Raw genomic sequence first — 24,322 nt, forward strand, 5'->3', positions numbered from 1 at the left:
GCTCAAGGAGGTGCGATGAGAGTCTGGTTTTGGTTGTGGTTACTGTTGTCGGTCCCGGCTCTGGGGGAGACGATCCGTCTCTACGATTACCATCAGCATCCCCCCTTCAACACCGGAGTGGATGCAGGGCTGAGCCGCGAGCTGGTCAAGTATCTCAATGAAAAGCTGGGGGGTGAACCCAGAATCGAGCTCTGGCTGGTCAATCGGGCCCGGCTGGCGCTGGAGATGGCGGATCCCGACTTTGACGGTCTGGTGGTCTGGGTCAATCCCGCCTGGGTGGGGGATCCCCATCGCGAACGCTATCTCTGGACCTTTCCGGTGATGCGCGACACCAACGAGCTGGTCTCGAACATCGACAACCCGGTCACCTATCGCGGGCCTGACTCCCTCAAGGGGTTGGTGTTTGGCGGGGTGGAGGGCTACCGCTATCAGGGGATCGATGATGCCGCTGCACGGGGAGAGCTGATGCGTCAGGATGCCAAGAAGGTGAAGACCAATCTTGATCTGCTGGTGCGCGGCCGCATTGATGTGACGCTGGTGAGTGGTTCATCGCTGGGCTTTTTCATCGACGCACAGCACTATCAGGGCAAGCTGTTTATCTCACCCTTCCCCCAATCCAGCTATACCCGCCATATCCTGCTGCCCAAATCCCGTCCCGAGCTGCATGCCACCCTCAACGACATCGCCGAGCAGATGGACAGGGATCCCCGCTGGCACAAGGTGCTGGAGTCCTATCGCGGTACGCCCTGAGGGCGGCGCTTGAGCCGATGCAGTGGCAACAGGCTCACCAGCAGACCTGCCCAGACAAAGGCGAAACCGACTGCCTTGATGGGGTCCGGCGCCTCTCCAAACCAGTAGATGGCGAGCAGGAAGGCGAGGCTGGGCTCGATATATTGCAGCAGCCCCACCGTGCTCATCCGGGTTCTCGCCACTGCGTAGCAGAACAGCCCCACCGGCAGCAGGGTGGCGGGCGCACTGCCCATCAGCAGCAGCTTGTCGGCCAGATCCCCGTTCACGAATGCCCCTTCCCCGTGCCACGCCAGCGTGCCGATGATGATCAGCGCGACGGGCAGTTGCACCATGGCTTCCAGATAGAGGCTGGTGCCGGTGTCGTAGTGGATCTTCTTCTTGATAAGGCCGTAGCAGGCGAAGTTGGCCCCCATGATGAGGGAGAACCAGGGGAGTTGGCCGTAGCAGAAGAGCATGTAGGCGAGACCCGCCAGCGCCAGGGCGACCGCCAGATGCTTTTGCGGGGTGAGCCGCTCTTTTAGGAAGATGACGGCGAATACGATATTGAACAGCGGGGTCATAAAGAAGGCGAGGCTGGTGGTCAGCACCTGCCCGGTAGTGAGGCACCAGGTGAACATGCACCAGCTGATGGACATCACGGGGCCCGCCAGCAGAATGAGGCCGAGCTGGCGCGGCTCGCTGCGCAGTTGTGCCCAAGGCACCTTGTGGCCAAGCAGCAAAAACAGGGCGCCCAGCAGCACCACAGACCAGAGCACCCGGTGGGAGATCAGCTCCCACATGTTGACCTCGGGCATGAATTGATAATAGAGCGGTAGCATCCCCCACAGGATGAAGGAGAGGGTCGCGGTGCCGGTACCTAGCCAGTTTTTCATTATTGTCCGTTTATTAAATTAAACATCCATGGCGATAGTAGGGGGCGCGCCCTGTTTCCACAAGAGGGAAAACAGGGAAATGCTGGTACTATCAACGTCATGCAGCGAATCGATAAGTTGTTTGAGCAAATCAGGGCCTGCCGTCTGTGCGAGGCTCATCTGCCGCTGGGGCCTCGTCCGGTGATCCGCGGGGCCGAGAGTGCCCGCCTGCTGATCATCGGTCAGGCGCCCGGCACCCGGGTGCATGCCAGCGGTATCCCGTGGGATGACCCCTCCGGTGACAGGCTGCGCCAGTGGCTCGGGGTCGATAAAACCACCTTCTACGACGAATCCCGCATCGCCATCATGCCGATGGGGCTCTGCTATCCCGGCAGGGGAAAATCCGGCGATCTGCCACCGCGCCCCGAATGTGCGCCTACCTGGCACGACAAGGTATTGATGCTGTTGCCCAATATCGAACTGACCCTGCTGATCGGCCAGTATGCACAAGCCCATTACCTGCGGGGGGCGGCCAAGGGATCGCTCACCGACACGGTGCGCAGCTGGGCCGACTATGGTCCCGGCTGGCTGCCGTTGCCGCATCCCTCCCCGCGCAATACTCTCTGGCTGAGGAAGAATCCCTGGTTCGAACAGGAGATCGTCCCCCATCTGCAGCAAAGGGTCGCCCCTTTGCTGGCACGACCCTGAGTGCTTAAACCGCCGGCTCGGCCAGCGGTTTTGGCTTGCTGCGCGCCATGGCGATGAGCGGCAGGACGATGCAGATACAGCCCAGCAGCAGCGGCAGGCCCGGCTGCTCGTCAAACAGCCACACCCCGATGGCCACCGCCATCAGCAGACCGGTGTACTCCGCCGAGGCGATCTTGCTCGCCTCCGCCTTGCGATAGGCCACCACGCACAATCCTGCATAGACCATGATCAGCGCCGAAGAACCGAAGGCGGGCCACCACATCTGCCACTGCCAGTCGCCCCCTTCCCACAATGCCAGCGCCAGAATAAAGGGCATGCTCAGCACGTTGGTGAAAAACAGGGTCTGGGCGATGGGCTGCTTGAGCGGGATCCGCTTGATCAGCAGGTTGTTGAGCGCCATCGACAGCGCTACCCCGAGCGCCGCCAGTGCGGCCCAGTTCACCTCGGTCGGGCGCAGCACGATCAATACCCCGATAAACCCGATAACCGCAGTCAGCACCTTCTGGCGCGAGATCGCTTCCCCCGCCATCCACACTGCCAGCGGCACCATCATCAGGGGGGCGGCATAGAAGAGGGCATTGGCAGTGGCGAGCGGCAAGCGGGTGAGGGCCACCACCATCAGGCAGACGCCGACCGCCCAAATATGGGCCCGCAGCAGGTGCCACTTGATGGCCACCGGTGGATTGCGGCGCCATGACCAGAGCAGCCAGGGCATCAGCAGAATAGCGGCCGAGAGCTGGCGGAAAAAGACAAACTGGAAGATGGGCTGATCCGGCTCCAGCACCTTGACCAGCGCATCGGAAAAGACCGCCACCATATTGCCCAGCACCAGATAAAGGATGCCGATCCCTACTGCATTCATACCACCTCCCACTTCAGATGAGGGGAGGGTAGCGTGCCGGTTGATATCCAGTAAAATGATAAAAAATGACCACTCATGAGATATTTAGATAATGAAGCTTCCTCCCCTGCGTGCGGTGCAATATTTCGAGGTAGTGGCCCGGCTGCTCAGCTTCTCCCGTGCCGCCCTTGAATTGAACGTCAGCCAGAGTGCGGTCAGCCACCAGATCCGCCTGCTGGAGGATTTTCTGGGTGAGCGCTTGCTGTTGCGTCAGGGGCGGCTGCTCTCGTTGACACCCCAGGGGGAGAGCTACTTCGAGGGGATTGCCGCCGGGCTCAGCCAGATTGCCCAGAGCAGCGAACAGTTGCGCGGTGGCGGCGAGATGCGAGTCCGGCTCGCGGTCTACAGCTCGTTTGCGGTGAAGTGGCTGATCCCGCGGTTGGCCGGATTGCGCCAACTCTACCCCGAGCTGGATTTGAGTCTGGAGATGGTGGCGGAAGACCCCGAACTTTCCGATCGGGTAGCGGATTGCTTTATCACAGTCTCACCCCACGGGCGGGGCTACTGCCACGACCTTATCTATCAGGAGCGGCTCTTTCCGGTCTGTAGTCGCCGCCTGTTGCAGCAGATCAGCGGGGAGTGGCCTGAGGCCATCTGGCAGTTGCCGCTGCTATCGGTGCAGTCCATTTACAAGGCGCGGGGGGAGGATTGGCAGCGCTGGGCCAAGGCGGGTGGCTTGGTGATCCCTGACGAGGCGCGGATGCACCATTTCAGCCATGTGCTGCTGGCGATGGAGGCGGCGGCCTGGGATCAGGGGGTGGCGTTCGTGAATGACTACATGCTGCGGCCCGATGATCCCCAGCTGGTGGCCTTGCCGGTACACCAGCTGGAGACGGGGGATGCCTTCTACTTTACCTGCAAGCGCTCACGGGCCCATGAGCCCGCCATCAGCCGGTTACGCCAGTGGCTGATGATGGAGACACGCCAGAGCATGCCGTTGTAATTGCTCGGGTTATCAGGCTCTCTTGAACTGACTCAGTACAAACAGGCTGGTGGCACAGACGACGACCGAAGGGCCTGCCGGGGTGTCCTGATACCAGGAGAGGGTCAATCCACCCAGCACGGCGAGGCAGCCGATCAGCGCGGCAAAACCGGCCATCTGCTCCGGCGTCTGGCTGAAACGGCGGGCGGTGGCGGCGGGAATGATCAGCAGGGAGGTGATGATCAGCGCCCCGACAAACTTCATCGCCACGGCAATCACCAGCCCGATCAGCAGCATCAATATGCAGCGCAGCACATCGACCCGGATCCCTTCTACCCGTGCCAGCTCTTCCGAGATGGTCATGGAGAGCAGGGGATCCCACAGCCGCCACAGGGTGAGCAGCACCAGTGCACCACCGCCGTAGATCCAGAGCAGATCCATCGGTTGTACCGAGAGCAGGTCGCCAAACAGGTAGGCCATCAGATCCACCCGCACGTTATCCATAAAACTCAAGGTAACCAGACCGAGGGACAGGGCGCTGTGGGCCAGAATGCCGAGCAGGGTATCCGTTGCCACCTGCTGGTTGCGACTCATGATCACCAGCAGCATCGCCATGGCGAGGCAGCAGACCACCACCGCCAGGGTGAGATCGACCTGCAGCAGGATGCCCAGCGCGATGCCGAACAGGCAGGCGTGGGAGAGGGTGTCGCCAAAATAGGCCATCTTGCGCCATACCACGAAGCTGCCGAGGGGACCGGCCAGCAGGGCGATGCCGAGACCGGCCGCGAGGGCGTATAACAGAAAGCTGTCCACTTGAATGTCCTGTTGCTTGCGCTATTTGCTGTGAGCGTTGTTGCGAGAAGGCAGGCGGATGACGGGGGCCTGCGGTTCATGATGATGGTGTTCGCCGTCGCAGTGGTGATGGTGGGTATAGACCGCCAGCACCTCCTGCTCCGGTCGCCCGAACAGACGGGCAAATTCGGGGTGGCGGGCCACGCTTTCCGGCTCGCCATGACAGCAGACGTGGCGATTGAGGCAGATCACCTCGTGGGTGCTGGCCATCACCAGATGCAGGTCGTGGGAGACCATCAGCACGGCGCAATTGAACTCGGCGGCGAGCTGGCCGATGAGGGCGTAGAGCTCGATCTGGCCGGTGATATCGACCCCTTGTACCGGCTCGTCCAGCACCAGCAGCTCGGGCTTGACCAGCAGGGCGCGAGCCAGCAGTACACGCTGCATCTCGCCACCCGAGAGCTTCTGCATCCGGTTCTCCAGCAACCCTTCTGCGCCAACCCGGGCCAGAGCTTCCTCGATGGAGAGGCGGCTATTTTTGCCCAGTTGCAGGAAGCGGCGTACTGTCAGCGGCAGGGTGGGATCCAGGTAGAGGCGCTGTGGCACATAGCCGACTCTCAGGTCGCGGCTGCGGGTGATCTTGCCCGAGTCCGGGGTGAGCAGACCCAGTACCAGCTTGCTCAGGGTGCTCTTGCCCGCCCCGTTGGGGCCGACGAGCGTGGTGATTTTGCCTTTATTGAGGGTAAAGGAGACCTTGTCGAGCACAGAGCGTCCATCAAACGAGAGAGAGACCTCTTTCAGCTCTACCAGTTGGCTCATGACAACTCCGGGGTTTACAGCCAGTGAGAGTTATAATATAACAAAAAGCGGCTGTTATATTATCACATACTCACCCCCTGACGAGATTCACCAATGAGAATTATTGCGCTTTTCACTGCCCTGCTGGCGGTGAGTTTGCCTGTTCGTGCCATTGAGGTACTGACCACCATCAAGCCCCTTGGCTTCATCGCAGCAGCGATCACTGACGGGGTGAGCGAGCCCAAGGTATTGCTGCCGACCGGTGCCTCTCCCCACGATTTCTCCCTGCGTCCCTCCGATATTCGCAGCATCAACAGTGCCGATCTGGTGGTGTGGGTTGGTCCCGAGCTGGAAGGTTTTATGGCCAAGCCGCTGGCCAACCATCCCCATGCTCTGGCCCTGACTCAGGTTGAGGGGATGCCGCTGTTCAACTACGCGACTCAGGATAGTCACGATTCCCATGACCATGATGATCACGATCATGCCGCCCACGAGCACGGTGACCATGATGAAGGGCATGAGGGACATCATCACGAAGGGGTCGATCCCCATATCTGGCTTGGCCCGACGCAGGCCAAAGTGATTGCCAAGGCGATCGCAAGTGAATTGGGCAAGCTGGATCCGGCCAAGCAGGCTCGCTATGACGCCAACCTCGCGGCATTTGATACCAAGGTGGATGCCAAAGACAAGGTGATTGCTGGCCAGATGAAGGCGGTGAATGAGAAGGGGTACTTTGTCTTCCACGAGGCGTATGGCTACTGGGAGCGCCACTATGGCATGAGTTCAAAGGGTCACTTTACCGTGAGCCCTGAGCGTCGCCCGGGCGCCAAGACCCTGGTGGATATCCGCAAGGCACTGGAAGAGAAGCAGGCGAGCTGCATTTATGCCGAGCCGCAATTCTCACCGGCTGTGATCGAATCGGTGGCACGCAATACCGGCGCCAAGGTGCTGTTGCTTGATGAGGTGGGTGAACAGGTGCCACTCGGCCCGGATGGTTATCCCCAATTCATGCAGCAACTGGCAGACGCATTCGCCCAGTGTCGCTGATTAGCAGCTGAGCCTCTCATCCGGAGGGACTATACTGACCTCCAGCATCTGACATGGAGTGTCCGGTATGAAATGGTTGCTGATCCCGGCCTGTACTCTGGCGCTATGTTGCGCCAGCGTGCAGGCTTCGCGTCTTTCCGAATATATTGCCAGTCCGGACCTGCGGGCCAAGCTGCAGGAAGTGTATGGTGGCCGGGCCATCCAGCGGGCCGAGGCATTTTCTCGCTTGCTCACCCCCAGAGCGGGTACAACCGACCAGCAGAAGATCGAGCTGGTGAACAACTACTTCAACAATCTCACCTATAGCGAGGATCCCAAGCTGTGGGGTGATGAGGATTACTGGGCCAATCCGCTGGAGTTCATCGGTGCCCGGGGTGGGGATTGCGAGGATTACAGCATCTCCAAGTACTACACCCTGATGGAGCTGGGGGTGGATGAGAAGAAGCTGCGACTGGCCTACGTCAAGGCGGTGCGTTACAACCAATTCCACATGGTGACGCTCTACTTCCCGACACCCAAAGCTGACCCACTGGTGCTCGACAACATCAACAGCCGGATCCTGCCGGGTAGCAAGCGTACCGATCTCATTCCCGTTTACAGTTTCGATGCCAAAAGCATCTGGATCATGAAGTCACGGCGGGAAGGGACGCTGGCGGGGAGTGCCGATCGGCTGGCGCAGTGGACATCGATGAAGACCCGTTTCTCCAGCGAGCAACTGCGCTCTCCCCGTCGTCAGCTATAGCTTGCCTGCCGCCTTCAACTCATCGAAATATTTCGCCGCGCCCGGATGCTGTTCAATACTCAGCACCGGGCCGGTTTTATTGCGTGCCCGGTGAAACATATTGGCGTAGCCATAAGTCTGCTCATTGAACTTGGTCTGCTGGGTCAGCATGGCCTTGGTCAGACGATAGACAGACTCTTCCGGCATGGTGGCATTGGTAACCAGGGTGGCGGCAATGGCAAAGGTGGGAGTTGCCTTCAGATTGCCGGGGTAGATACGAGCGGGCACCTGACTACGTTGGTAATATTTGACCCCCTTGAGTAGCTGATCCCGGGTGGCCCCATCGATGGGGAGGAAACTGACCGCGCAACGTTTGGCGGTGTCGAGCACAATCCGGTTAGGGTGTCCCATCACCAGTGCAAATGCGTCGATCTGCTTGCTGCAGAGCGCATCCGGCAGGTTGGCCATGCTCTTCAGATCGAGATCCTGCTCTTTCGCTCCCAAGATGTTGAACAGGGTCAGCGCCGTCTGGCGTGTTCCCGAGTTCTTCAACCCCATGTCGATGGGGGCGATCTTGAGCTGTTCCAGTGAAGTGATATCGCCATCGGCACGGATCACTATGGTGAAGGGCTCGGCATGGGTGGCAAACAGGGCGCGCAGCTCAGGTTGCGGCTGCGTGGCAAAAGGGCCCAAGCCCTGGCTTGCCTGATACAGCCAGTCTGACTGCACCATGGCGTAGGAGGTCTCGCCACTCTTCAGCCGCGTCAGGTTTTCTATTGAACCCGATGAACTCTGCAGTGTGCACGCAAGTTGCTCGTCGACCTCATGAGCCAGACGGCAAAACTCTTTGGTTATCTGGTGATAAATCCCCTGCTCACCCCCGGTGGTGATAGTCACGGTTTCAGCCATCAGGCCGGGTTGCCACAGCAGGGGCAACAGCATGGCGAGCTTCTTCATGATTGCGCCTCCTTGGCATAACCATCGATACCCCAGGTCCGCAGTTTGTCGATGTCGCGACACTCTCCCGATTCTGCCAGTAGGGTATAGCCAGCAGCATGCATGGTTTGGGAGAGCAGATTCCAGTAGAGCGGTTCATCGGTCAGCTGACAGCTGATAAAAATGGGATTGAGCGGGTCAAGTTGATTGAAGGTATCCGCATTGAGGGGAATGGCGCTGAAGGCGAGCTCACACCCCTGTTCCTGCAACGCAGCCAAGGTAGACTGGCCGTGGGCGGGGAATGTGGCTACATCCCAGCGCCAATCCAGTGTCTTGCCGCGACCCTGGCTTAGCAGAGGAGCGATTTCTGACCATTGCGGATGATTGAGCAGGGAGAGGGGCAGCAAGACCCCTTCTATATGAGAGTGCTGCCACTGTTGCAGGGCACTCTGGATGGTTGCGAGATCGCTGTCGGCACCGAGGGGTTGGCTGGGCAAGAAACGCTGATAGAGCGCGATCTCCCCTTGTGTGGAGACAAATTTTTGCAGTTGCCCGCCTTCCGGCAGCGGGCTCACTCCTTGCAGCGGCTGTGGGGTCGTCAGTGGCAGCTGTTTTCCCAGCTGGGTGATTTTGAGTCGTTGTTGCAGCAGATCCCGTTTGCGTTCGGAGACCAGTTGGTTGATGGAAAGTGCCACTTCTTTGAGGTCTTGCAACCAGGGAGTGGGCAGGGTGCTGTTGAACTGGTGTTTGCGGATACGGATCAGCTGCAGGTTGATCTGCTCCAGGGGCTGCAGCAGGCGTTGGCACACCAGGGAGATGATCAGGGTAAATACGACGAGGCCCGCCAGCAGCGCCAGACCGGTGCGACTGATGGCATTCCACAGATGCTGATAGGCGTAGCCGCTATGCCCCTCAAGGGTCAGAGTGCCCAGCATGCGCCAGCCATCGGTCAACTCTTGCTCAATCTTGACGGGGGGCATGCCGATAACCGAGGGAAGCCAGCCGGGGACATTTTGCTGGGTAGAGTGGAAGACCTTCTGAAACAGCACCTGACCATCCGGATCCACCAGAATGACCGAGCTGACGAAACCACCATCGAACATGGCATTGACGATGGTCTCGGCCAGCACATTGTCGTCATTAAGCAGGGTTCCTTGCAGTACCAGCCCGAGAGCGGTGATGGCGGTTTCCAGGTTGGCTGACATCTGGTCGAGGATGGATTGGCGGACCGTCGTGACTTCCAGTGCAAACAGCAGCGCTGCACCGATCAGGAACAGGACGACAATTATTCTGATTAACAGTTTTGCTAACGGCATATCCACTCCATGGAAAAGTTATCGCAACATTTCAGGTTTCTATTCAGTATCGAATCCGACCCGGTTCTTAAAAATAGGAAAAAATGGTTAAAAAAGACGATCATTTCTGCCCATCCGGGCGGGTTATGCATAAAATGTGAGGTTCATGCAGATTGTGATGAACTATTTGTAACTATTTGTGTCCAACAAACAGTTTTATACGGTTTTGTCACAACTGACATCGCAACTCACACTCTTTAGATCTAAATACAGGATAGCGGATGAAACGTCTCCGTCCCTTGGTAGTACAGGCTGCCAATTGGGAACCACCGGTTCCCCGCAAACACTTTTACGCCATGCTGATGCTGACGGCCATGACCCTGTCAGCAGTGGCATTATTGCCAGCTCCGGGTGACATCCTCGAGCGGCCGCTGCGTCTTGAGTTGCCCATTGATACCGCAGGTACGGCAACCAACGAAAACAACACCGACTTTAACGAAATCCCCGATCACGAACTGGTTGATCAGAGTGCGCCGGATGACGACATCCCGGTTGACACCACCCCCCAGTGGCAGGATTACCGGGTCCGCAACGGCGAAAACCTGACCGCCATTTTTAACAATCTCGGTCTCTCCACCACCACCCTCTACAAGGTGCTGGACGCGGACAACAAGAACTATCTGGCGCGCCTCAAACCGGGCCAGAATATCGAGCTGCTGATCGATCAGGACAACATCCTGCAGCAACTCAAAATCCGCCTGAACATCAAGCAGACGCTGGTGATGGCGCGCAGCGACGATGCCTATACCGCCTCCATGATCAATGAGAAGGTTGAGTGGCAACCGCAGCGTTACAACGGCGTGATCAACGGCAGCTTCTATGTCAGTGCCCGCAATGCGGGGATTCCAGCCAACCATATCCAGAAAATTGCCAACCTGTTCCAGTGGCGGATGAATTTCGCCAAGGATCTGCAGAAGGGCGACAAGTTCAAAGTGCTGGTACGCCAGGAGACGGTGGAAGGCAAGAGCACTGGCAACAGCCAGCTGCTGGGTGTGGAAGTGACCAGCCAGGGCAAGACGGTGTCGGCCTGGCTCTCCGATGACGGCAACTATTACGACGGTCAGGGCAACAGTCTGGAGCGCGGATTCCGCCGCTACCCGACCCATAGCCGCTATCGGATCAGCTCCAATTTCAACCCGGCGCGCAAACATCCGGTAACCGGTATGGTGCGTCCTCACGAGGGCACTGACTTTGCGGTGCCGGTAGGCACGCCAGTGCTGGCGACTGGCGATGGTATCGTCCAGAAGGCAACCAGCCACCCGCTGGCGGGTACCTATATCGTCATCAAGCATGGCCGTACTCTCTCTACCCGTTATCTGCACCTGAGCAAGCTGCTGGTCAAAACCGGTCAGCGAGTGAAGATGGGCGACAAGATCGGCCTCTCCGGCAACACAGGTCGCTCGACCGGTGCTCACCTGCACTACGAGCTGCGGATCAATAACCGCCCGGTCAATGCCATGACCGCCAAGCTGCCGATGGCTGAACCGCTCAGCGGCAAGGAGCGTCGTCAGTTCCTTGCCAAGGTGAAGAGCTACCGCAAGGAGCTGGCCGCGGGTTGATACCTGTCGTCACAGCCTGAAATGAAAGGCCCCGCCAGATTGGCGGGGCCTTTTTATATGCGCAGTGAGGGTCAATAACCCTTGTCGAAGTCGATTTTGCCATCCAGTGGCTGGCCATCGATAAAGCGGATGTAGTTGCGCACAAAGATCTGGGCCACATCATCCGGGAAGCTGTAGGCGCTGTTGTGGGGGGTGACGATGAGGTTGGGTTGGCCCCACAATGGACTGTCGGCGGGCAGCGGCTCCTGCTCGAACACATCCAGCACCGCCATCGCCAGCTTGCCGGTACGCAGTGCGGTGAGCAAATCGCCCGAGTGCACGGCGCTGCCACGACCGACGTTGAACAGGATGGCGCCCGGTTTGCAGTGTTCGAAGCGGGCGGCATTGAACAGATGACGGGTATCGCGGGTGGCAGGCAGCACGCTGACGATGACATCGGCCTGCGCCAGCATCTTGTTGAGCGCAGGTAGCTGATAAACCTGATCAAACCCGGCCCGCTCCCGACCGCTGCGGCTGATGCCCAGCACCTTCATGCCAAAATGTTTGCCGGTGTGGGCGATATGCTGGCCAATGCTGCCGGTCCCCAGGATCAGCATGGTGCGCCCCTTGAGGCCCTGATAGGGGTGACTCTGCCACAGTCGCTGTTTCTGCTGTTCCCGATAAAGGGGAATTTGGCGCATCAGGCTGAGCAGATGACCAAAGACATACTCGCTCATCAGCGGGCCGAAGATGCCGCGCACATTGGTGAGCTGGTAGTCGCGGCGACTGTCAGGGTCGAGCAGCACATCGACTCCCGCATAGGTGGACTGGAACCAGCTCAGCTTGTTGGCTTTGGGCAGCAGCGGTTTGGCGCGGGCCGGTTCGGCCATCAGAATATGGGCTTCGCCGATCAGTTTTTCGGCATCGCTCTGGTTATCGGCCCGCAGAATGCGCAGATGGGGGAGGTTGGCGGCCTTGAGCAGCCGTTCGTAGTGAGCATTATCCTGGCTGAGCAAAAGAAGGGTACGTTGGCTCATACTCTTGTTCCTTATCAGAATTTGCGGCGCAACAAGATGCCGCTCTCGACCCATCTTACCTGACTTCATATCGCAACATAGCCGACCAGGGCGCTTTTTCGTTTTCGCCGCGCCCCTCGTGGGCTACAATCTGCCCCACATTTTGCAAAGGATCCGACTCCAGTGTTTGGTGACAAGTTTTATAAGCGACTGGCCGAGCTACAGCCTTGGCAACAGACCGTCTACACCCTGGCGCTGGCAGAGCGCATGTACCCCAACTATGCCCTGTTCTGTCAGGCTTCCGGCTTTGGCAATGCAGGCGCTTTCCGGCATGCGCTGGATCAGATGTGGGTCTACCTCACCGTCAAGGGATCCCGGGTCAATCTGGGTGCCATTCTCGAAGAATTCGAGTCTCACATTCCGGATCCCCGCAAGTTTGAATCCTACGGTGCCTATCCGGCGCTTGATGCCTGTGTTGCGCTGGGCTGCGCCTACAACTCGGTGATCTGCCGGGTCGGCGAAGAGGCCAACGATGCCAGCCATGCGTCAGTCGGTACAGTGGCCGGTTTTATCGAGCTGCTGGAAGAGCGGGATCTGACCGAAGAGGAGCTCTACGAGCACGAGTACATGGAAGCCGAACTGGAGTTCCAGGTTGAACTGCTCAAGCGGGTTGCCCATGAGCGCGACAGCGATCGAATCCTGGCCATCAGAGCATTCGCCTCTCAGGATGGCGTCTCCAATATCGGGATCAGCCTGGAAGAGTAATTCTCTGCGGCCCCTGATCGAAAAAAGCTCCCGTTCGGGAGCTTTTTTTATGCCTGAAATTGTTCAGCAGCTTATGCCTGCTCTTCGGTGAGGGGTCTGACGCTCAGCACTGGGGCGGCATCGATTTCGTCTGCATTCATCATGGCGGAGATGCGTTGCAGGGAAGAGAGCAGCAGGGTCTGCTCCCACGCTTCAAGTGCCTGAAAACGTTGGATAAAGCGCTCTTGCAGCGGGGTCGGGGCCTGGGCCAGCAGGGCGCGGCCTGCGTCAGTCAGTGTCGCGTGAACCTTACGCTTGTCGGTATTGCTGCGAACGCGCTGCACCAGTTGGCGGCTCTCCAATCGGTCCATGATGGTGGTGGCGGTGGCCTGGCTCATGTTGGTGTGATCGGCCAGCTGGCGCATGGAGATCTGTCCCAACTCGTCGATCCCCTTGAGCAGCAAGAGTTGCGGAGAGGTGAGCCCGGCTTCTTTGATCAAGCGCCTGGAGTGCATGTCGATGGCACGAATAATCTGGCGCAGGGCGACCAGTACTTCATCATGTTTTTCCATGGGGTGTGCGTCATTGGAGGGCTATGGAGAGGGGCAAAATTTTCCGCCTAATTCGTCACAAGGTCAATATGGTTTTTGTTGTAACAATTTCTGCTCTAATCAATTTTGTGTTAGGTTGACGGGCATTTCACGGAATTCACCCTGACATTTGAGGAGCGAAATGATGAATGACGAGCTGGATATCAAGTCTCTGGTGGCCGAGTTACGTGTGGTCAGAGTACGCTATGAACTGCCGGATACCTCGGCTTTTGTGCGCTATCAGCCTGCCTATGATGAAGACCCCAACAACCTCAAGGTACACCACTATGATGGTGAGTTACCCCTCTCTTGCAGTGAGACAGGTACTTTCAACCTAAAGGAGTTGGTGAATGAATTACGCTACGCCTATGTGCTGGTGCACCTCTTTCCTGACGAAAGTGCCATGAACTTCTATCTGACCGGCCTCGATACCGGCCTGGCACAGCTGGAGTTCATCGGTGGCTCTTACGACTTCAACCGCCTCTGGATCACCAGCGGTATCTCCAATCTGGGCGTCCCCATGGCCATCTTCCTTGGCAAGCGTCACGCCGTGAATGGCCAGCCCTCGGTTTCGCTGGTGGATCACCGCGAACAGGCTGCTGGCAAACTGGTCTATCGCGCCATCGGCGGTGCCGGTGATCATGTGGGCGAAGACTTTTTCAACAACGACTAAGGAGGCTGGATGCGAGCAAGCAAAGGGCTATTGAAAGGCCTCAACCCCACCATGGCCATGACGGCCCTCACCGTGATCACCCTGTTTTTGCTGTTTGGCGTATTTGTTCCCGATACCGCGGCCGCCTGGTTTGTCGGTGCCAAGGATCAGATTATTGCCGGGTTCAAGTGGTACTACATTCTGGTGGTCGCCCTGTTCCTGTTCTTCGCTGTCTACCTGATGTTCAGCCGTTTTGGCAGCATCCGGCTGGGTGACGACGACCAGGTACCGGAGTTCGGCTACTTCGCCTGGTTCTCCATGCTCTTTAGCGCTGGCATGGGGATCGGTCTGGTGTTCTGGAGCATCGCCGAGCCGATGAACCATCTGCAGGGCAATCCGTTCATTACCGAAGGGATGACCCCGGAAGCGGCCCAGATCGCCATGCGCCTCACCTTTTTCCATTGGGGCCTGCACCCCTGGGCCATCTATGTGATCGTTGGCCTGTCACTTGCCTTTTTCAGTTATCGTCGCAAGTTGCCGCTGGCTATTCGCTCCGTGCTTTACCCCATCCTCGGTGAGCGCATTTACGGTTTCTGGGGCCATGCGGCCGATGTGCTGGCGGTGTTCGGCACTGTCTTCGGGGTGGCGACCTCCCTCGGTCTGGGGGTCTCCCAGATGAACACCGGCCTCAACCAGATGTTTGGTATGGCGGTGTCGCAGTCCAACCAGCTCTGGCTGATTGGTGGCATCAGTCTGATCGCCACTCTATCGGCGGTCTCCGGGGTCGGGCGCGGGGTGAAGATCCTCTCCGAGCTCAATATCTGGCTGAGCGTGTTCGTGCTCGCACTCTTTCTGGTGCTGGGGCCGACCACCTATATCCTCAACGCCTATGTGCAGAATATCGGTGATTACCTGCAGAACATCGTCAAACTGAGCTTCTGGACCAACACCGAGGCCAACGGCACTTCGGCCTGGCAGTCGAGCTGGACGGCGTTTTACTGGGGTTGGTGGATTGCCTGGGCGCCGTTTGTCGGCATGTTTATCGCCCGTATCTCCAAGGGGCGTACCATTCGCGAGTTTGTGCTAGGTGTGCTGCTGGTACCCTCGTTGCTCGGCATGTTCTGGCTCACCGTGTTTGGCGGTACGGCGATGAATCTGGAGCTGTTTGGCGGTGGCGGGGTGGTCGCTGCGGCCAATCAGGATGTGACGCTGGCGCTCTACAAGACGGTCGAGCTGCTGCACTGGGATACCTTCGGCTGGATCGCCAAGGCCGTGTTGACCCTGCTCATCTGCACCTACTTCATCACCTCCAGTGACTCGGGCACGCTGGTCATCACCACCCTGCTCTCCATCGGTGATCAGGAGCCGCCGGTACTGCACCGCGCCGTATGGGGTCTGGGGCAGGGGCTGGTTGCCGCTATCCTGCTGGTTTCCGGCGGCCTGGCAGCCTTGCAGGCGGCCAGCATCATAGCGGCGCTGCCCTTCTCGGTGATTATGCTGGCGATGTGCTATTCGCTGATGCTGGGGCTCAAGCAGGAGAGCCAGCGCCAGTTCGAATATCGCCAGAACCTCAAGCGCCACGATGGCTCATCCCATATGAGCCTGATGGAGCGAATTGGTCCGGCATAACGGCGCCAGCAGGGGTTAGCGTCCCCTCACATATCAATCTGGATGCAAAACGGCCGCCCTGGCGATGCTCTCCTTGCGGAGCTCATCATCAGGGCGGCCGTCTGTTATGGGGCCGAGGTTACTCCTCGATAAAGGTCCACTCATCCTTGATGCGGCTGATGGCATCGGTGCGCTTTTTGGCCAGCTGCTCCTTGATCTCTTCCCCTTTGAAACCGGCCGCCACTATCTCTTTCACCGGCACCGCCTGGGCGGCAGCCAGCGCTTCGGCCACATAGTCCGGCTCGGCGTAGACCCGCTCCTCGAAACCGGTACGGCCATGGAAGTCGGCGCGGCAGGCATCCAGCAACTGGGCAAAGCGCTCGGGGCGACGCCAGGCATCTGCCTTGTCGAACACCTTGAGCAGGGTGGCGGGCTTGAGCTCAAAGGCGATATGGATGTGGGTGTGCAGATCGCTCACCAGCAGAGCCAGATCCCGGCACTCATTGGGTACCCGGAATCGCTCGCACAGGGCTCGTATCAGCGGCAGCCCCTTCTGGCCGTGACCGTGATGGCTTGGCCAGAACTCCTTGGGGGTTACTCCCTTGCCAAGGTCGTGGCAGAGGGCAGCAAAGCGCACCGTCAGCTCGGGGGAGATCCGGCACGCCTGCTCCAGCACCATCAGGGTGTGGATGCCGGTGTCGATCTCCGGGTGCCACTTGGCCGGGGCGGGGACGCCAAACAGCTCATCAATCTCTGGGAACAGCGCCTTCAGGGCGCCGCACTGGCGCAGCACCTCGATAAAGATCTGCGGGGTCGGCCCCAGCAGCACTTTTTCCAGCTCCTTCCAGACCCGCTCCGGCGTGAGGTGGGCCAGCTCGCCAGCGGCCGTCATCTCGCTCATCAGGGCGAGGGTTTCCGGCGCTATGGTAAAGCCCTGAGCGTGGAAGCGGGCGGCGAAGCGGGCGACCCGCAGGATGCGCAGCGGATCTTCGGCAAAGGCGGGGGAGACGTGGCGCAGCAGCCGTTTTTCCAAATCCTCGATACCACCGTAGGGATCGTGAAGCTCTCCCTGATCATCTTCGGCGATGGCGTTGATGGTGAGGTCCCGGCGCAGCAGATCCTGCTCCAGCGTCACATCGGGGGCGGCGTGGCAGACAAAGCCGGTGTAGCCCTGACCCTGTTTGCGTTCGGTACGGGCGAGGGCATACTCCTGCTGGGTTTTGGGGTGAAGAAACACGGGAAAGTCGCGACCGACCTGGGTAAACCCCAGCGCCAGCATCTGTTCCACGGTGGCACCGACCACCAGATGATCCCTGTCGCCCTGCGGCAATCCCAGCAGGCGATCCCGCACTGCGCCCCCAACCAGATAAGTCTGCAAACCGTCTCTCCCGTCATCAATCGTGGGGCCGAGTATATCGTCTTTGTTACCGCTTTGCTGCCTGACCACCACCTGCCCGCAGTGCCAGTCAGCGCGGCTTTGACTTGGGCGTGACGAGGCCTTACGCTGCCGCACCAGACAGCTGGCGCTGTGCTGCGGGATGACTTTATGCCCGCGCAGGCCAGATGAGCCGAAGGAACCGCAGAGTTCCCCTTATATCAACGACATGAGAACAACGTGAATCAATCAACCTTCGCAAGCCGGGTTCTGGAGTGGTACGAGCTTCATGGCCGCAAAACCCTGCCCTGGCAGCAGGAGAAGACCCCTTACCGGGTCTGGGTCTCGGAGATCATGCTGCAGCAGACTCAGGTCGCTACCGTGATCCCCTACTACCAGCGTTTTATGGCGCGCTTCCCCGATGTTGTGGCGCTGGCCGATGCCCCTGTCGATGAGGTGCTGCACCACTGGACCGGGCTTGGCTACTACGCCCGGGCCCGCAACCTGCACAAGGCGGCCCAGCAGATCCGCGATCATCACCACGGTCTCTTTCCCGAGCGCTTTGACGAGGTGATGGCGCTGCCGGGCATTGGCCGTTCTACCGCCGGGGCCGTGCTGTCGCTCTCTCTTGGTCAGCCTCATGCCATCCTTGATGGCAACGTGAAGCGGGTACTCACCCGCTGGCTGGCGCTGCCGGGCTGGCCCGGCCAGAAACAGGTGGAGAACGAACTGTGGGAGATCGCCATCCGGCTCACCCCCAAGCTGGGGGTGGCGCAATACAATCAGGCAATGATGGATATCGGGGCCACTATCTGCACCCGCAGCAAGCCTGCCTGTGATCGCTGTCCGGTGCGGGCCGATTGCCAGGGGCTGTCGCAAGGCAAGCCTACCGCTTATCCCAACAGCAAGCCCAAGAAGAGCATTCCGGCCCGCGATGGCATCATGCTGCTGATCCGTCACGGTGATGAGCTGCTGCTGGAGAAGCGGCCGCCACAGGGGATCTGGGGCGGGCTCTACTGCTTCCCGCAGGTGGCCTCGCTGGCGGAGGTGGATGGTCTGCTGGCGTCCCTCGGCCTGAGCCATCACGGTTATCGGGAACTGGCCGGTTTTCGCCATACCTTCAGCCACTTCCATCTCGATATTCAGCCGCTGCTGATTGACATTGATGAGGCGCAGCCGCTGCGGCTCATGGAAGCAGATAACCGACTCTGGTATAACTTACGCCATCCTGCCGAGGTGGGGCTGGCGGCCGCCACGGCCCGTCTGCTCGCCTATCCAGAGTTACAACCATAGAGGTCAACATGAGCCGTACTGTATTTTGCCAACGCCTGAAAAAAGAGGGCCCGGGTCTGGATTTTCAACTCTATCCCGGTGAGCTCGGCAAGCGGATTTTTGACAACATCAGCAAGGAAGCCTGGGCCGAGTGGCAGAAGAAGCAGGTGATGCTGATCAACGAGAAAAAGCTCAACATGATGAATCTTGAGCATCGCCAACTGCTGGAAAAAGAGATGGTCAGCTACCTGTTTGATGCAGGTGAAGTGCAGATCGAAGGTTACACCCCGCCTGCCCAGTAAGCTCTCCGGCTGTTGTACGTGTGAACAGGTGCGGGAATGGCGCCACACTGGCGTGACCGCTCCTTAAGTCGCAGCAAATGAATGATGGGCAGCTCTGCTGCCCGGTTTGAGGATCCTATGGGCCGAATTTTTTGGCTGCTGTGCACCCTGCTGTTTCTCTCTGCCTGCTCATCCTCCCCCAAGCCCAGCGGGAGTGAGGATGACGATCTGGTCAACGGCAAGGACATCCGCGGTTTTGAACACATGATCAGCGCGCTCTCCCATAACGTGAACGAGATATGGGGGCGGGAGGCGCTGTTTGCGGGCAAGTTTGACTACGTAAAATACACGGATCAGTACAAGAGCCGGGCCCACATCGACTTCTCCAGCGGCCACATCATGGTGGAGACGGTCTCGGGCATCGATCCCCGCGCTCACCTGCGTCGCGCCATCATCGAGACCCTGCTGACGCCGGACGATCCGGCCGAAGTGGATCTTTACTCCGATCGGGAAATTCTGACTGGTGGCGAGCCTTTCCTCTACGGTCAGGTGCTGGACAACCAGCGCCAGCCAATCCGCGCCTCCTGGCGCGCCGAGCGTTATGCCGATTACCTGCTCAACACGGCGATGAAGAAGCGCACTTTGGGGATTCGCACCATCTTCTTCGTCGATATTCCCATGGTGGCCAACCATGAAGATCGACGGGGCTACAAGTATGCGGGGATCATCCGGGAAGCGTCGCGCAAATACGGCGTGCCGGAGAGCCTGATCTATGCGGTGATCAAGACCGAGAGCAGCTTCAACCCCTATGCGGTGAGCCATGCCAACGCTTATGGCCTGATGCAGGTGATCCCGGCTACCGCCGGTCGTGACGTCTATGTTCGGGTCAAGGGCAAGAACGGCCAGCCGACCCGGGAGGAGCTGTTCAACCCGGCCTACAACATCGATGTTGGTACCGCCTATCTGCACCTGTTGCAGACCGTCTATCTGGCGGATATCGAGGATCCGCGCTCCCGTCGCTATGCGGTGATCTCCGCCTATAACGGTGGTGCTGGCGGGGTGCTCAATACCTTCTCCAGCGATCGCAAGGCGGCGCCGGGCCGGATCAACAGGCTCTCCCCCGAGGCGGTCTATCAGGTGTTGACCGAGCAACATCCCAAAGAGGAGGCGCGCCGTTACCTCTACAAGGTCAATCAGGCCGAGAAGGGGTTCAAGAGAGCCTTTGCCAGTCGGGCCGGTTAAGCGGTGACGCTGGGTTAACCATGCAAAAGGGCGCTTGATATCAAGCGCCCTTTTAACGTCTGGCCAGTTCGTCGTTGAAGTGGCCTTATTTGGCAATAAAGCCGCCCTTGGTCTGCGGGGCCGCGCCCACTTTCTCCAGGGTTTTGACTTCCACTTCGGTCTTGTTCCAGCTGTGGTCCACTTCACCACGGATACGGATCTGATCATCCGGGCCCACTTCGGTGCCACGCCACACATCCTGATCCACTTCGACCTCCACCTCACCGCTGGCATCGCGGAACAGATAGTTCTCGCCGCCCAGATGCTTGACCAGTTTCCCTTCCAGGGTGGCCCAGCTGTCATCGGCCAGATCTTTCAGCTGAGCAACGGAAACTTTGTTCTGCTCTTGCGGGCCTGTGTAGGCCGCCATGGCAAAAGAGGAGACAGACATCAGGGTCAACAGTCCGATTACGCTTGCGCTTGCCTTGTTCATTTCATACTCCTGTCGTTGGTATGGGGGCATTGTGCCGGGGGGGATGTGAAACAAGCGTGAAAGAAATAGGCTGGTGTGATTGTCTGTTTTGTGAGCGCAAGCGATTTCATCGGTGGCGGAACATGTGTGATTTCATCTGGAACTGTAATCTGTCGCCTTCACCAGAAGTCAGTGGCAGCAGACTCTTCCCATGCCTGTCGCCACTCGAGGAGAAGTCCGCAGGTCTCACCTGCTTAATCGAAGAGCATAACAATATGAAAAAATGGCTTGTTTGTTTATTGGGGTTAATGGCATTGACCGCGCAAGCGGCAGAGGGACGCCAACCTTTTTCCCGGGTCGTGATGTTTGGTGACAGCCTCTCAGACACCGGCAAGATGTATAAAAAAATGAAAGGATATCTCCCTTCCAGCCCACCCTATTACAACGGTCGCTTCAGTAACGGACCGGTGTGGCTGGAGCAGTTGGGTGACGAGCGTTTCCCCGGTCTGGTCGTGGCCAACGAGGCGGAAGGCGGTGCGACCGCGGTGGCCTATAACCATCTGGGCGCCCTGAACGGCTGGCTCGGTTTCTGGTCCTGGGATCCCAAATATCAGGTGATCAACAACCTCGATTACGAGATCGATCAGTTCCTGAAAAAGGACAAGTTCCGCCCCGATGATCTGGTGGTGATCTGGGTCGGTGCCAACGACTATCTGGCTTATGGCTGGAACACCGAGCGGGATGCGGATCGGGTGATCGATACCATCCGGCTGGCATCCAACCGGTTGGTGCTCAACGGCGTGCAGCAGATCCTGCTGTTCAACATTCCTGATCTGGGGCAGACCCCGTCAGCCCGCAGCATGAAGGTGGTGGAGAAGGTGCGCCATGTGGCCAGTTACCACAACCAGAAGTTGCAGAACCTCACTCGCGAGCTGGCTCCCCTTGGCATTGTGAAGCTGTTCGAAGTGGACAAGCAGTTTGACGAGATGATGCGCGATCCCCAGCTGTTCGGGCTGAGTGACACAGAACACGCCTGTTACGGTGGCGGCTATACGTGGAAGCCATTCTCCGGCAGCGCCGCCGAGGTGGCTGCGACCCCGGCTTTGAGTGTCTCCGAAAGAGTGGCTATTGCCGGTAACCCGATCCTGGCGCAGGCGGTGGTAAGCGGGCAAGCAAAAGGGCGAGCCGCAACTCTCAACTGCGATGAGCATATGTTCTGGGATCAGGTGCATCCGACCAAGACGGTGCACAAGGTACTGAGCCAGCGTGTTGCTGACTTTATCGATCAGCACTACGAGTTTGTTCGTCACTGATATCGCTTCGGGCCAGCATGTTGCTGGCCTTTTTTCCCTTTCAGCCCTCATTTGTGCGTCTTTTTGCGTCACACTCAGTTCAAATAACAAACGTTTGTTGCTGTTTTTGTAACGTGGTTGCGTTAGAGTGTTTTTTGTTAATTGATATCAGTGACTTGAAAATAGGCTAACGTTGATATGCTGCGATCGCTTTTGGGTGGTTGCACCTATAAGACGAGGTGATATCAATCAACCTCCTCCTACATAAAGTTGCAGAGGCTCAAACATGAAAAAATCATTGATTACCTTGCTGGTTACCGGCTTGCTGGCGGCCAATGCCCAGGCTGCCGGTCAGGACAACACTTGGTATGGCGGTGCCAAACTGGGTTGGTCAAACTTCTACGGCATTGATGAAAGCAACAGCTTTACCCTCGGCAATGAGACCAATGATGCTCTTGGGGCTGGTGTATTTGCCGGCTATCAGCTTAACAAGAACCTGGGCATCGAATATGGCTACGATTATCTGGGTAAGTACAAATATGATGCCCGCTCAGCGACGGGCGCAGCGTTGCAAGATGAAGTTCAGGCCCAACTTATTCATTTATCATTGAAGCTGGGCTTCCCTGTAACTGATAGCCTCGACCTGTACGGACGTATCGGCGGTGGTTATGCGGCCGCTAACAGTGACCTGAAAGGGGGTGATGGCCGGTTCAACTTTGTCAGCGCGCTGGGTGCCGAGTATGCGTTCAATCGTGACTGGGCTGCCCGTCTTGAATATCAATACACTACCCCCTACGGCAGTCGAGACAATACCGGGTTGCGTATGGACAATGGCCTGCTCTCTGTGGGCGCAGTCTATCGCTTTGGTCAGGTTGCCCCTGTGGCGCCCGCTCCGGCTCCGGAACCTGCTCCTGCACCTGTGATGGTTGAGAAGCAGTTCACCCTGAGCTCCGATGTGCTGTTTGACTTCAACAAGGCGACCCTCAAGCCAGAGGCCAGTCAGGCACTGGATAGCCTCTATAGCCAGATTGAAGAAGCACGACCCAAAGATGGCGTGGCAACCGTAATTGGTCACACCGACCGTATCGGTTCCGATGCCTACAACCAGAAGCTCTCCGAACAGCGTGCCCAGACCGTTGCCAACTATCTGGTTGGTAAAGGGATCCCGGCCGCCAAGATCAATGTGGAAGGGCGTGGTAAATCCTCACCCGTTACCGGCGACAGCTGCGTCAGCAAGTCCAAGCGTGAGCTGATCGTCTGTCTGGCTCCGGATCGTCGTGTTGATGTGAAAGTCGAAGGTGTCAGCGAGGTGCAGGAGTAATCCTTCACACTGAGCTGATCTTCACTGGGGCTGGAATGAACAGCCCCTGTCGGAGCAAGAGAGACCAAAAAGCCAGTCAGTTGATCTGACTGGCTTTTTACATTGGCATTGCGGTCGGGCAGGGGACTAAATCAGGATGGGAGCGGCATCACCCGGTTGCGCCCCAGCTCCTTGGCCTTGTAGAGCAGCTTGTCGGTACGTTCGACCAGACAGTCTGCGCTCTCCTGACCGTTGAACTCACCCACGCCAAACGAGGCTGTGATGTGGTCGATACGGCGGCCCGATTTGCGATCCAGAATCGACATCCGCTCGATGGCGCGGCGCATGCTCTCCGCCATCTGTCTGGCCAGCGCCAGCGAGCGATGGGGGACCAGCATGGCGAACTCCTCCCCACCCAGCCGATAGGCGGTGACCCCCTCCTTGCAGGCGTCGCGCAGTCGTTTGCTGAAGGCGCGCAGCACCTGATCGCCGAGCAGGTGCCCATATTCGTCGTTGAAGTTCTTGAAGCGATCGATATCAGCAAGGATCAGCGAGAAGGGGTGCTGGCTGCGGATCAACCCCTCCAGCTCCAGATCGAAGGCGCGGCGGTTGAGCAGGTTGGTGAGGGCATCCTCGTTGGCCAGTTTGCGTGTCTCGTTGAGCGCCGCCCGCAGCTCCTTGATCTCTTTCTCCGCATTGCTGAGCTGGTTGCGAAAGTGCATGGTGGACATGCGCACGTCCCGTGATTCGCGCACCAGCTCCCGCAGGATCCCCATGGTGTCTTCCAGGCTGAAGCCCTCGTCATCAATGCGGCTGAGCTTGTCAAAACTCTTGTCGAGCATCTCCTGAAACATGCCGGTATCGGAGATGGCGTCCTGCATGGAGTGGCCGAGCTCGTTGGCCATGGCGGCAAGGCTCAGTTTCATCGCCTCCATCTGCTTCTCGTCCTGAGCGGCCAGATACTGGTGATAGAGTCGCTCGCAGGTGGTGAGCGAGCAGGTTCCCTGCATTTTGACTGCCTGATCAATCGCCTGGTTGAGCTCGGGCATGCTGGCCGAGACATAGTTGTACCACAGGTGGTAATTGTCCGGCGTCGTGGGGATCTGGTACTTGATCATCAAAGGGACCGCCTGTTTGAGATAGGCAGCGGATTGGGCAAATGTGTCCTTACTCATGAGTT

General features: G+C 58.5%; 25 protein-coding genes. 14 read left to right on the forward strand and 11 right to left on the reverse strand.

Annotated elements, in window-relative coordinates:
• Positions 1-15 precede the first annotated feature (15 nt).
• Positions 16-750, forward strand: coding sequence for a substrate-binding periplasmic protein (locus ACW5XC_RS10410; protein ID WP_042052466.1), 735 nt, complete (start codon positions 16-18; stop codon positions 748-750).
• On the opposite strand, the gene rarD is transcribed toward ACW5XC_RS10410, so the two are convergent.
• The gene (rarD, locus tag ACW5XC_RS10415; protein WP_042052465.1) at positions 732-1,622 is read right to left on the reverse strand and encodes an EamA family transporter RarD; all 891 of its coding nucleotides are present in this window, start codon (positions 1,620-1,622) and stop codon (positions 732-734) included. The genes ACW5XC_RS10410 and rarD overlap by 19 nt on opposite strands.
• Before the next feature lie 99 nt (positions 1,623-1,721).
• On the opposite strand from rarD, the gene ACW5XC_RS10420 reads away from it, so the two are divergent.
• Positions 1,722-2,309, forward strand: coding sequence for a uracil-DNA glycosylase family protein (locus ACW5XC_RS10420; RefSeq protein WP_042052464.1), 588 nt, complete (start codon positions 1,722-1,724; stop codon positions 2,307-2,309).
• Between the two features lie 4 nt (positions 2,310-2,313).
• Here the strand turns inward: ACW5XC_RS10420 and ACW5XC_RS10425 are convergent, their stop codons facing one another.
• On the reverse strand, positions 2,314-3,171 hold the full coding sequence (locus ACW5XC_RS10425; protein WP_040067030.1) for a DMT family transporter: 858 nt from the start codon (positions 3,169-3,171) through the stop codon (positions 2,314-2,316).
• A gap of 91 nt (positions 3,172-3,262) precedes the next feature.
• Between ACW5XC_RS10425 and ACW5XC_RS10430 the strand changes: the two genes are divergently transcribed.
• A complete protein-coding gene (locus ACW5XC_RS10430; protein ID WP_042052463.1) occupies positions 3,263-4,153 on the forward strand; it encodes a LysR substrate-binding domain-containing protein in 891 nt (296 codons plus the stop codon).
• Positions 4,154-4,165: 12 nt separating this feature from the next.
• Here the strand turns inward: ACW5XC_RS10430 and znuB are convergent, their stop codons facing one another.
• Both znuB and znuC read right to left on the reverse strand, forming a co-directional pair.
• Positions 4,166-4,945 carry a zinc ABC transporter permease subunit ZnuB gene (gene znuB / locus ACW5XC_RS10435; RefSeq protein ID WP_005335854.1) on the reverse strand — a complete coding sequence of 260 codons (780 nt, stop codon included), beginning with the start codon at positions 4,943-4,945 and terminating at the stop codon, positions 4,166-4,168.
• Positions 4,946-4,966: 21 nt separating this feature from the next.
• On the reverse strand, positions 4,967-5,743 hold the full coding sequence (gene znuC, locus ACW5XC_RS10440; protein ID WP_005354861.1) for a zinc ABC transporter ATP-binding protein ZnuC: 777 nt from the start codon (positions 5,741-5,743) through the stop codon (positions 4,967-4,969).
• Positions 5,744-5,836: 93 nt separating this feature from the next.
• On the opposite strand from znuC, the gene znuA reads away from it, so the two are divergent.
• Together znuA and ACW5XC_RS10450 are read left to right on the forward strand one after the other, a co-directional pair.
• Positions 5,837-6,769, forward strand: a complete 933-nt coding sequence (znuA, locus tag ACW5XC_RS10445) for a zinc ABC transporter substrate-binding protein ZnuA (RefSeq protein ID WP_042052462.1) — start codon at positions 5,837-5,839, stop codon at positions 6,767-6,769.
• Between the two features lie 67 nt (positions 6,770-6,836).
• Positions 6,837-7,511: a transglutaminase-like cysteine peptidase gene (locus ACW5XC_RS10450; RefSeq protein WP_042052461.1), complete on the forward strand. Its 675-nt coding sequence runs from the start codon at positions 6,837-6,839 to the stop codon at positions 7,509-7,511.
• Here the strand turns inward: ACW5XC_RS10450 and ACW5XC_RS10455 are convergent.
• Together ACW5XC_RS10455 and ACW5XC_RS10460 are read right to left on the reverse strand one after the other, a co-directional pair.
• Positions 7,506-8,447 (reverse strand): TAXI family TRAP transporter solute-binding subunit, encoded by a 942-nt coding sequence (locus ACW5XC_RS10455; protein ID WP_042052460.1) that lies wholly within the window; start codon positions 8,445-8,447, stop codon positions 7,506-7,508. The genes ACW5XC_RS10450 and ACW5XC_RS10455 overlap by 6 nt on opposite strands.
• The gene (locus ACW5XC_RS10460; protein WP_042052459.1) at positions 8,444-9,742 is read right to left on the reverse strand and encodes a LapD/MoxY N-terminal periplasmic domain-containing protein; all 1,299 of its coding nucleotides are present in this window, start codon (positions 9,740-9,742) and stop codon (positions 8,444-8,446) included. The genes ACW5XC_RS10455 and ACW5XC_RS10460 overlap by 4 nt, the downstream gene beginning before the upstream one ends.
• A 260-nt stretch (positions 9,743-10,002) precedes the next feature.
• Between ACW5XC_RS10460 and mepM the strand changes: the two genes are divergently transcribed.
• A complete protein-coding gene (mepM, locus tag ACW5XC_RS10465) occupies positions 10,003-11,340 on the forward strand; it encodes a murein DD-endopeptidase MepM (RefSeq protein WP_005354854.1) in 1,338 nt (445 codons plus the stop codon).
• A 71-nt stretch (positions 11,341-11,411) separates the two neighbouring features.
• On the opposite strand, the gene ACW5XC_RS10470 is transcribed toward mepM, so the two are convergent.
• The gene (locus tag ACW5XC_RS10470; protein ID WP_005363043.1) at positions 11,412-12,356 is read right to left on the reverse strand and encodes a D-2-hydroxyacid dehydrogenase; all 945 of its coding nucleotides are present in this window, start codon (positions 12,354-12,356) and stop codon (positions 11,412-11,414) included.
• Between the two features lie 162 nt (positions 12,357-12,518).
• Between ACW5XC_RS10470 and ACW5XC_RS10475 the strand changes: the two genes are divergently transcribed.
• The gene (locus tag ACW5XC_RS10475) at positions 12,519-13,100 is read left to right on the forward strand and encodes a YjaG family protein (protein WP_021231718.1); all 582 of its coding nucleotides are present in this window, start codon (positions 12,519-12,521) and stop codon (positions 13,098-13,100) included.
• 71 nt (positions 13,101-13,171) lie between these two features.
• On the opposite strand, the gene ACW5XC_RS10480 is transcribed toward ACW5XC_RS10475, so the two are convergent.
• Entirely contained in the window at positions 13,172-13,651 is a 480-nt protein-coding gene (locus ACW5XC_RS10480) for a MarR family winged helix-turn-helix transcriptional regulator (protein ID WP_021231719.1), read from the reverse strand.
• 163 nt (positions 13,652-13,814) lie between these two features.
• Between ACW5XC_RS10480 and ACW5XC_RS10485 the strand changes: the two genes are divergently transcribed.
• Both ACW5XC_RS10485 and ACW5XC_RS10490 read left to right on the forward strand, forming a co-directional pair.
• Positions 13,815-14,342 (forward strand): hypothetical protein, encoded by a 528-nt coding sequence (locus ACW5XC_RS10485; RefSeq protein ID WP_005335836.1) that lies wholly within the window; start codon positions 13,815-13,817, stop codon positions 14,340-14,342.
• 9 nt (positions 14,343-14,351) lie between these two features.
• Complete coding sequence (locus ACW5XC_RS10490; RefSeq protein WP_042052458.1) at positions 14,352-15,950, forward strand: BCCT family transporter; 1,599 nt, start codon at positions 14,352-14,354, stop codon at positions 15,948-15,950.
• Positions 15,951-16,068: 118 nt separating this feature from the next.
• Here the strand turns inward: ACW5XC_RS10490 and ACW5XC_RS10495 are convergent, their stop codons facing one another.
• Entirely contained in the window at positions 16,069-17,307 is a 1,239-nt protein-coding gene (locus ACW5XC_RS10495; RefSeq protein ID WP_042052457.1) for a multifunctional CCA addition/repair protein, read from the reverse strand.
• 237 nt (positions 17,308-17,544) lie between these two features.
• On the opposite strand from ACW5XC_RS10495, the gene mutY reads away from it, so the two are divergent.
• The 3 genes from mutY (at position 17,545) to mltC (ending at position 20,099) form a co-directional block, all read left to right on the forward strand.
• A complete protein-coding gene (gene mutY, locus ACW5XC_RS10500) occupies positions 17,545-18,597 on the forward strand; it encodes an A/G-specific adenine glycosylase (RefSeq protein ID WP_042052456.1) in 1,053 nt (350 codons plus the stop codon).
• A gap of 8 nt (positions 18,598-18,605) precedes the next feature.
• Positions 18,606-18,878, forward strand: a complete 273-nt coding sequence (locus ACW5XC_RS10505) for an oxidative damage protection protein (protein WP_005335828.1) — start codon at positions 18,606-18,608, stop codon at positions 18,876-18,878.
• Positions 18,879-18,995: 117 nt separating this feature from the next.
• Positions 18,996-20,099 carry a membrane-bound lytic murein transglycosylase MltC gene (gene mltC / locus ACW5XC_RS10510; protein ID WP_042052484.1) on the forward strand — a complete coding sequence of 368 codons (1,104 nt, stop codon included), beginning with the start codon at positions 18,996-18,998 and terminating at the stop codon, positions 20,097-20,099.
• An 85-nt stretch (positions 20,100-20,184) separates the two neighbouring features.
• Here mltC and ACW5XC_RS10515 read toward each other — a convergent pair whose 3' ends face one another.
• Entirely contained in the window at positions 20,185-20,571 is a 387-nt protein-coding gene (locus tag ACW5XC_RS10515) for a YgiW/YdeI family stress tolerance OB fold protein (protein ID WP_005335826.1), read from the reverse strand.
• A 254-nt stretch (positions 20,572-20,825) separates the two neighbouring features.
• On the opposite strand from ACW5XC_RS10515, the gene ACW5XC_RS10520 reads away from it, so the two are divergent.
• Together ACW5XC_RS10520 and ompA are read left to right on the forward strand one after the other, a co-directional pair.
• Positions 20,826-21,863: an SGNH/GDSL hydrolase family protein gene (locus ACW5XC_RS10520; RefSeq protein WP_042052455.1), complete on the forward strand. Its 1,038-nt coding sequence runs from the start codon at positions 20,826-20,828 to the stop codon at positions 21,861-21,863.
• Positions 21,864-22,128: 265 nt separating this feature from the next.
• Positions 22,129-23,163 carry a porin OmpA gene (gene ompA / locus ACW5XC_RS10525; RefSeq protein WP_042052454.1) on the forward strand — a complete coding sequence of 345 codons (1,035 nt, stop codon included), beginning with the start codon at positions 22,129-22,131 and terminating at the stop codon, positions 23,161-23,163.
• 131 nt (positions 23,164-23,294) lie between these two features.
• Here the strand turns inward: ompA and ACW5XC_RS10530 are convergent, their stop codons facing one another.
• Positions 23,295-24,317 (reverse strand): GGDEF domain-containing protein, encoded by a 1,023-nt coding sequence (locus ACW5XC_RS10530; protein WP_019445736.1) that lies wholly within the window; start codon positions 24,315-24,317, stop codon positions 23,295-23,297.
• Positions 24,318-24,322: the final 5 nt, after the last annotated feature.

The sequence above is a fragment of the Aeromonas sp. 25-AL00135 genome (genome assembly GCF_054052385.1).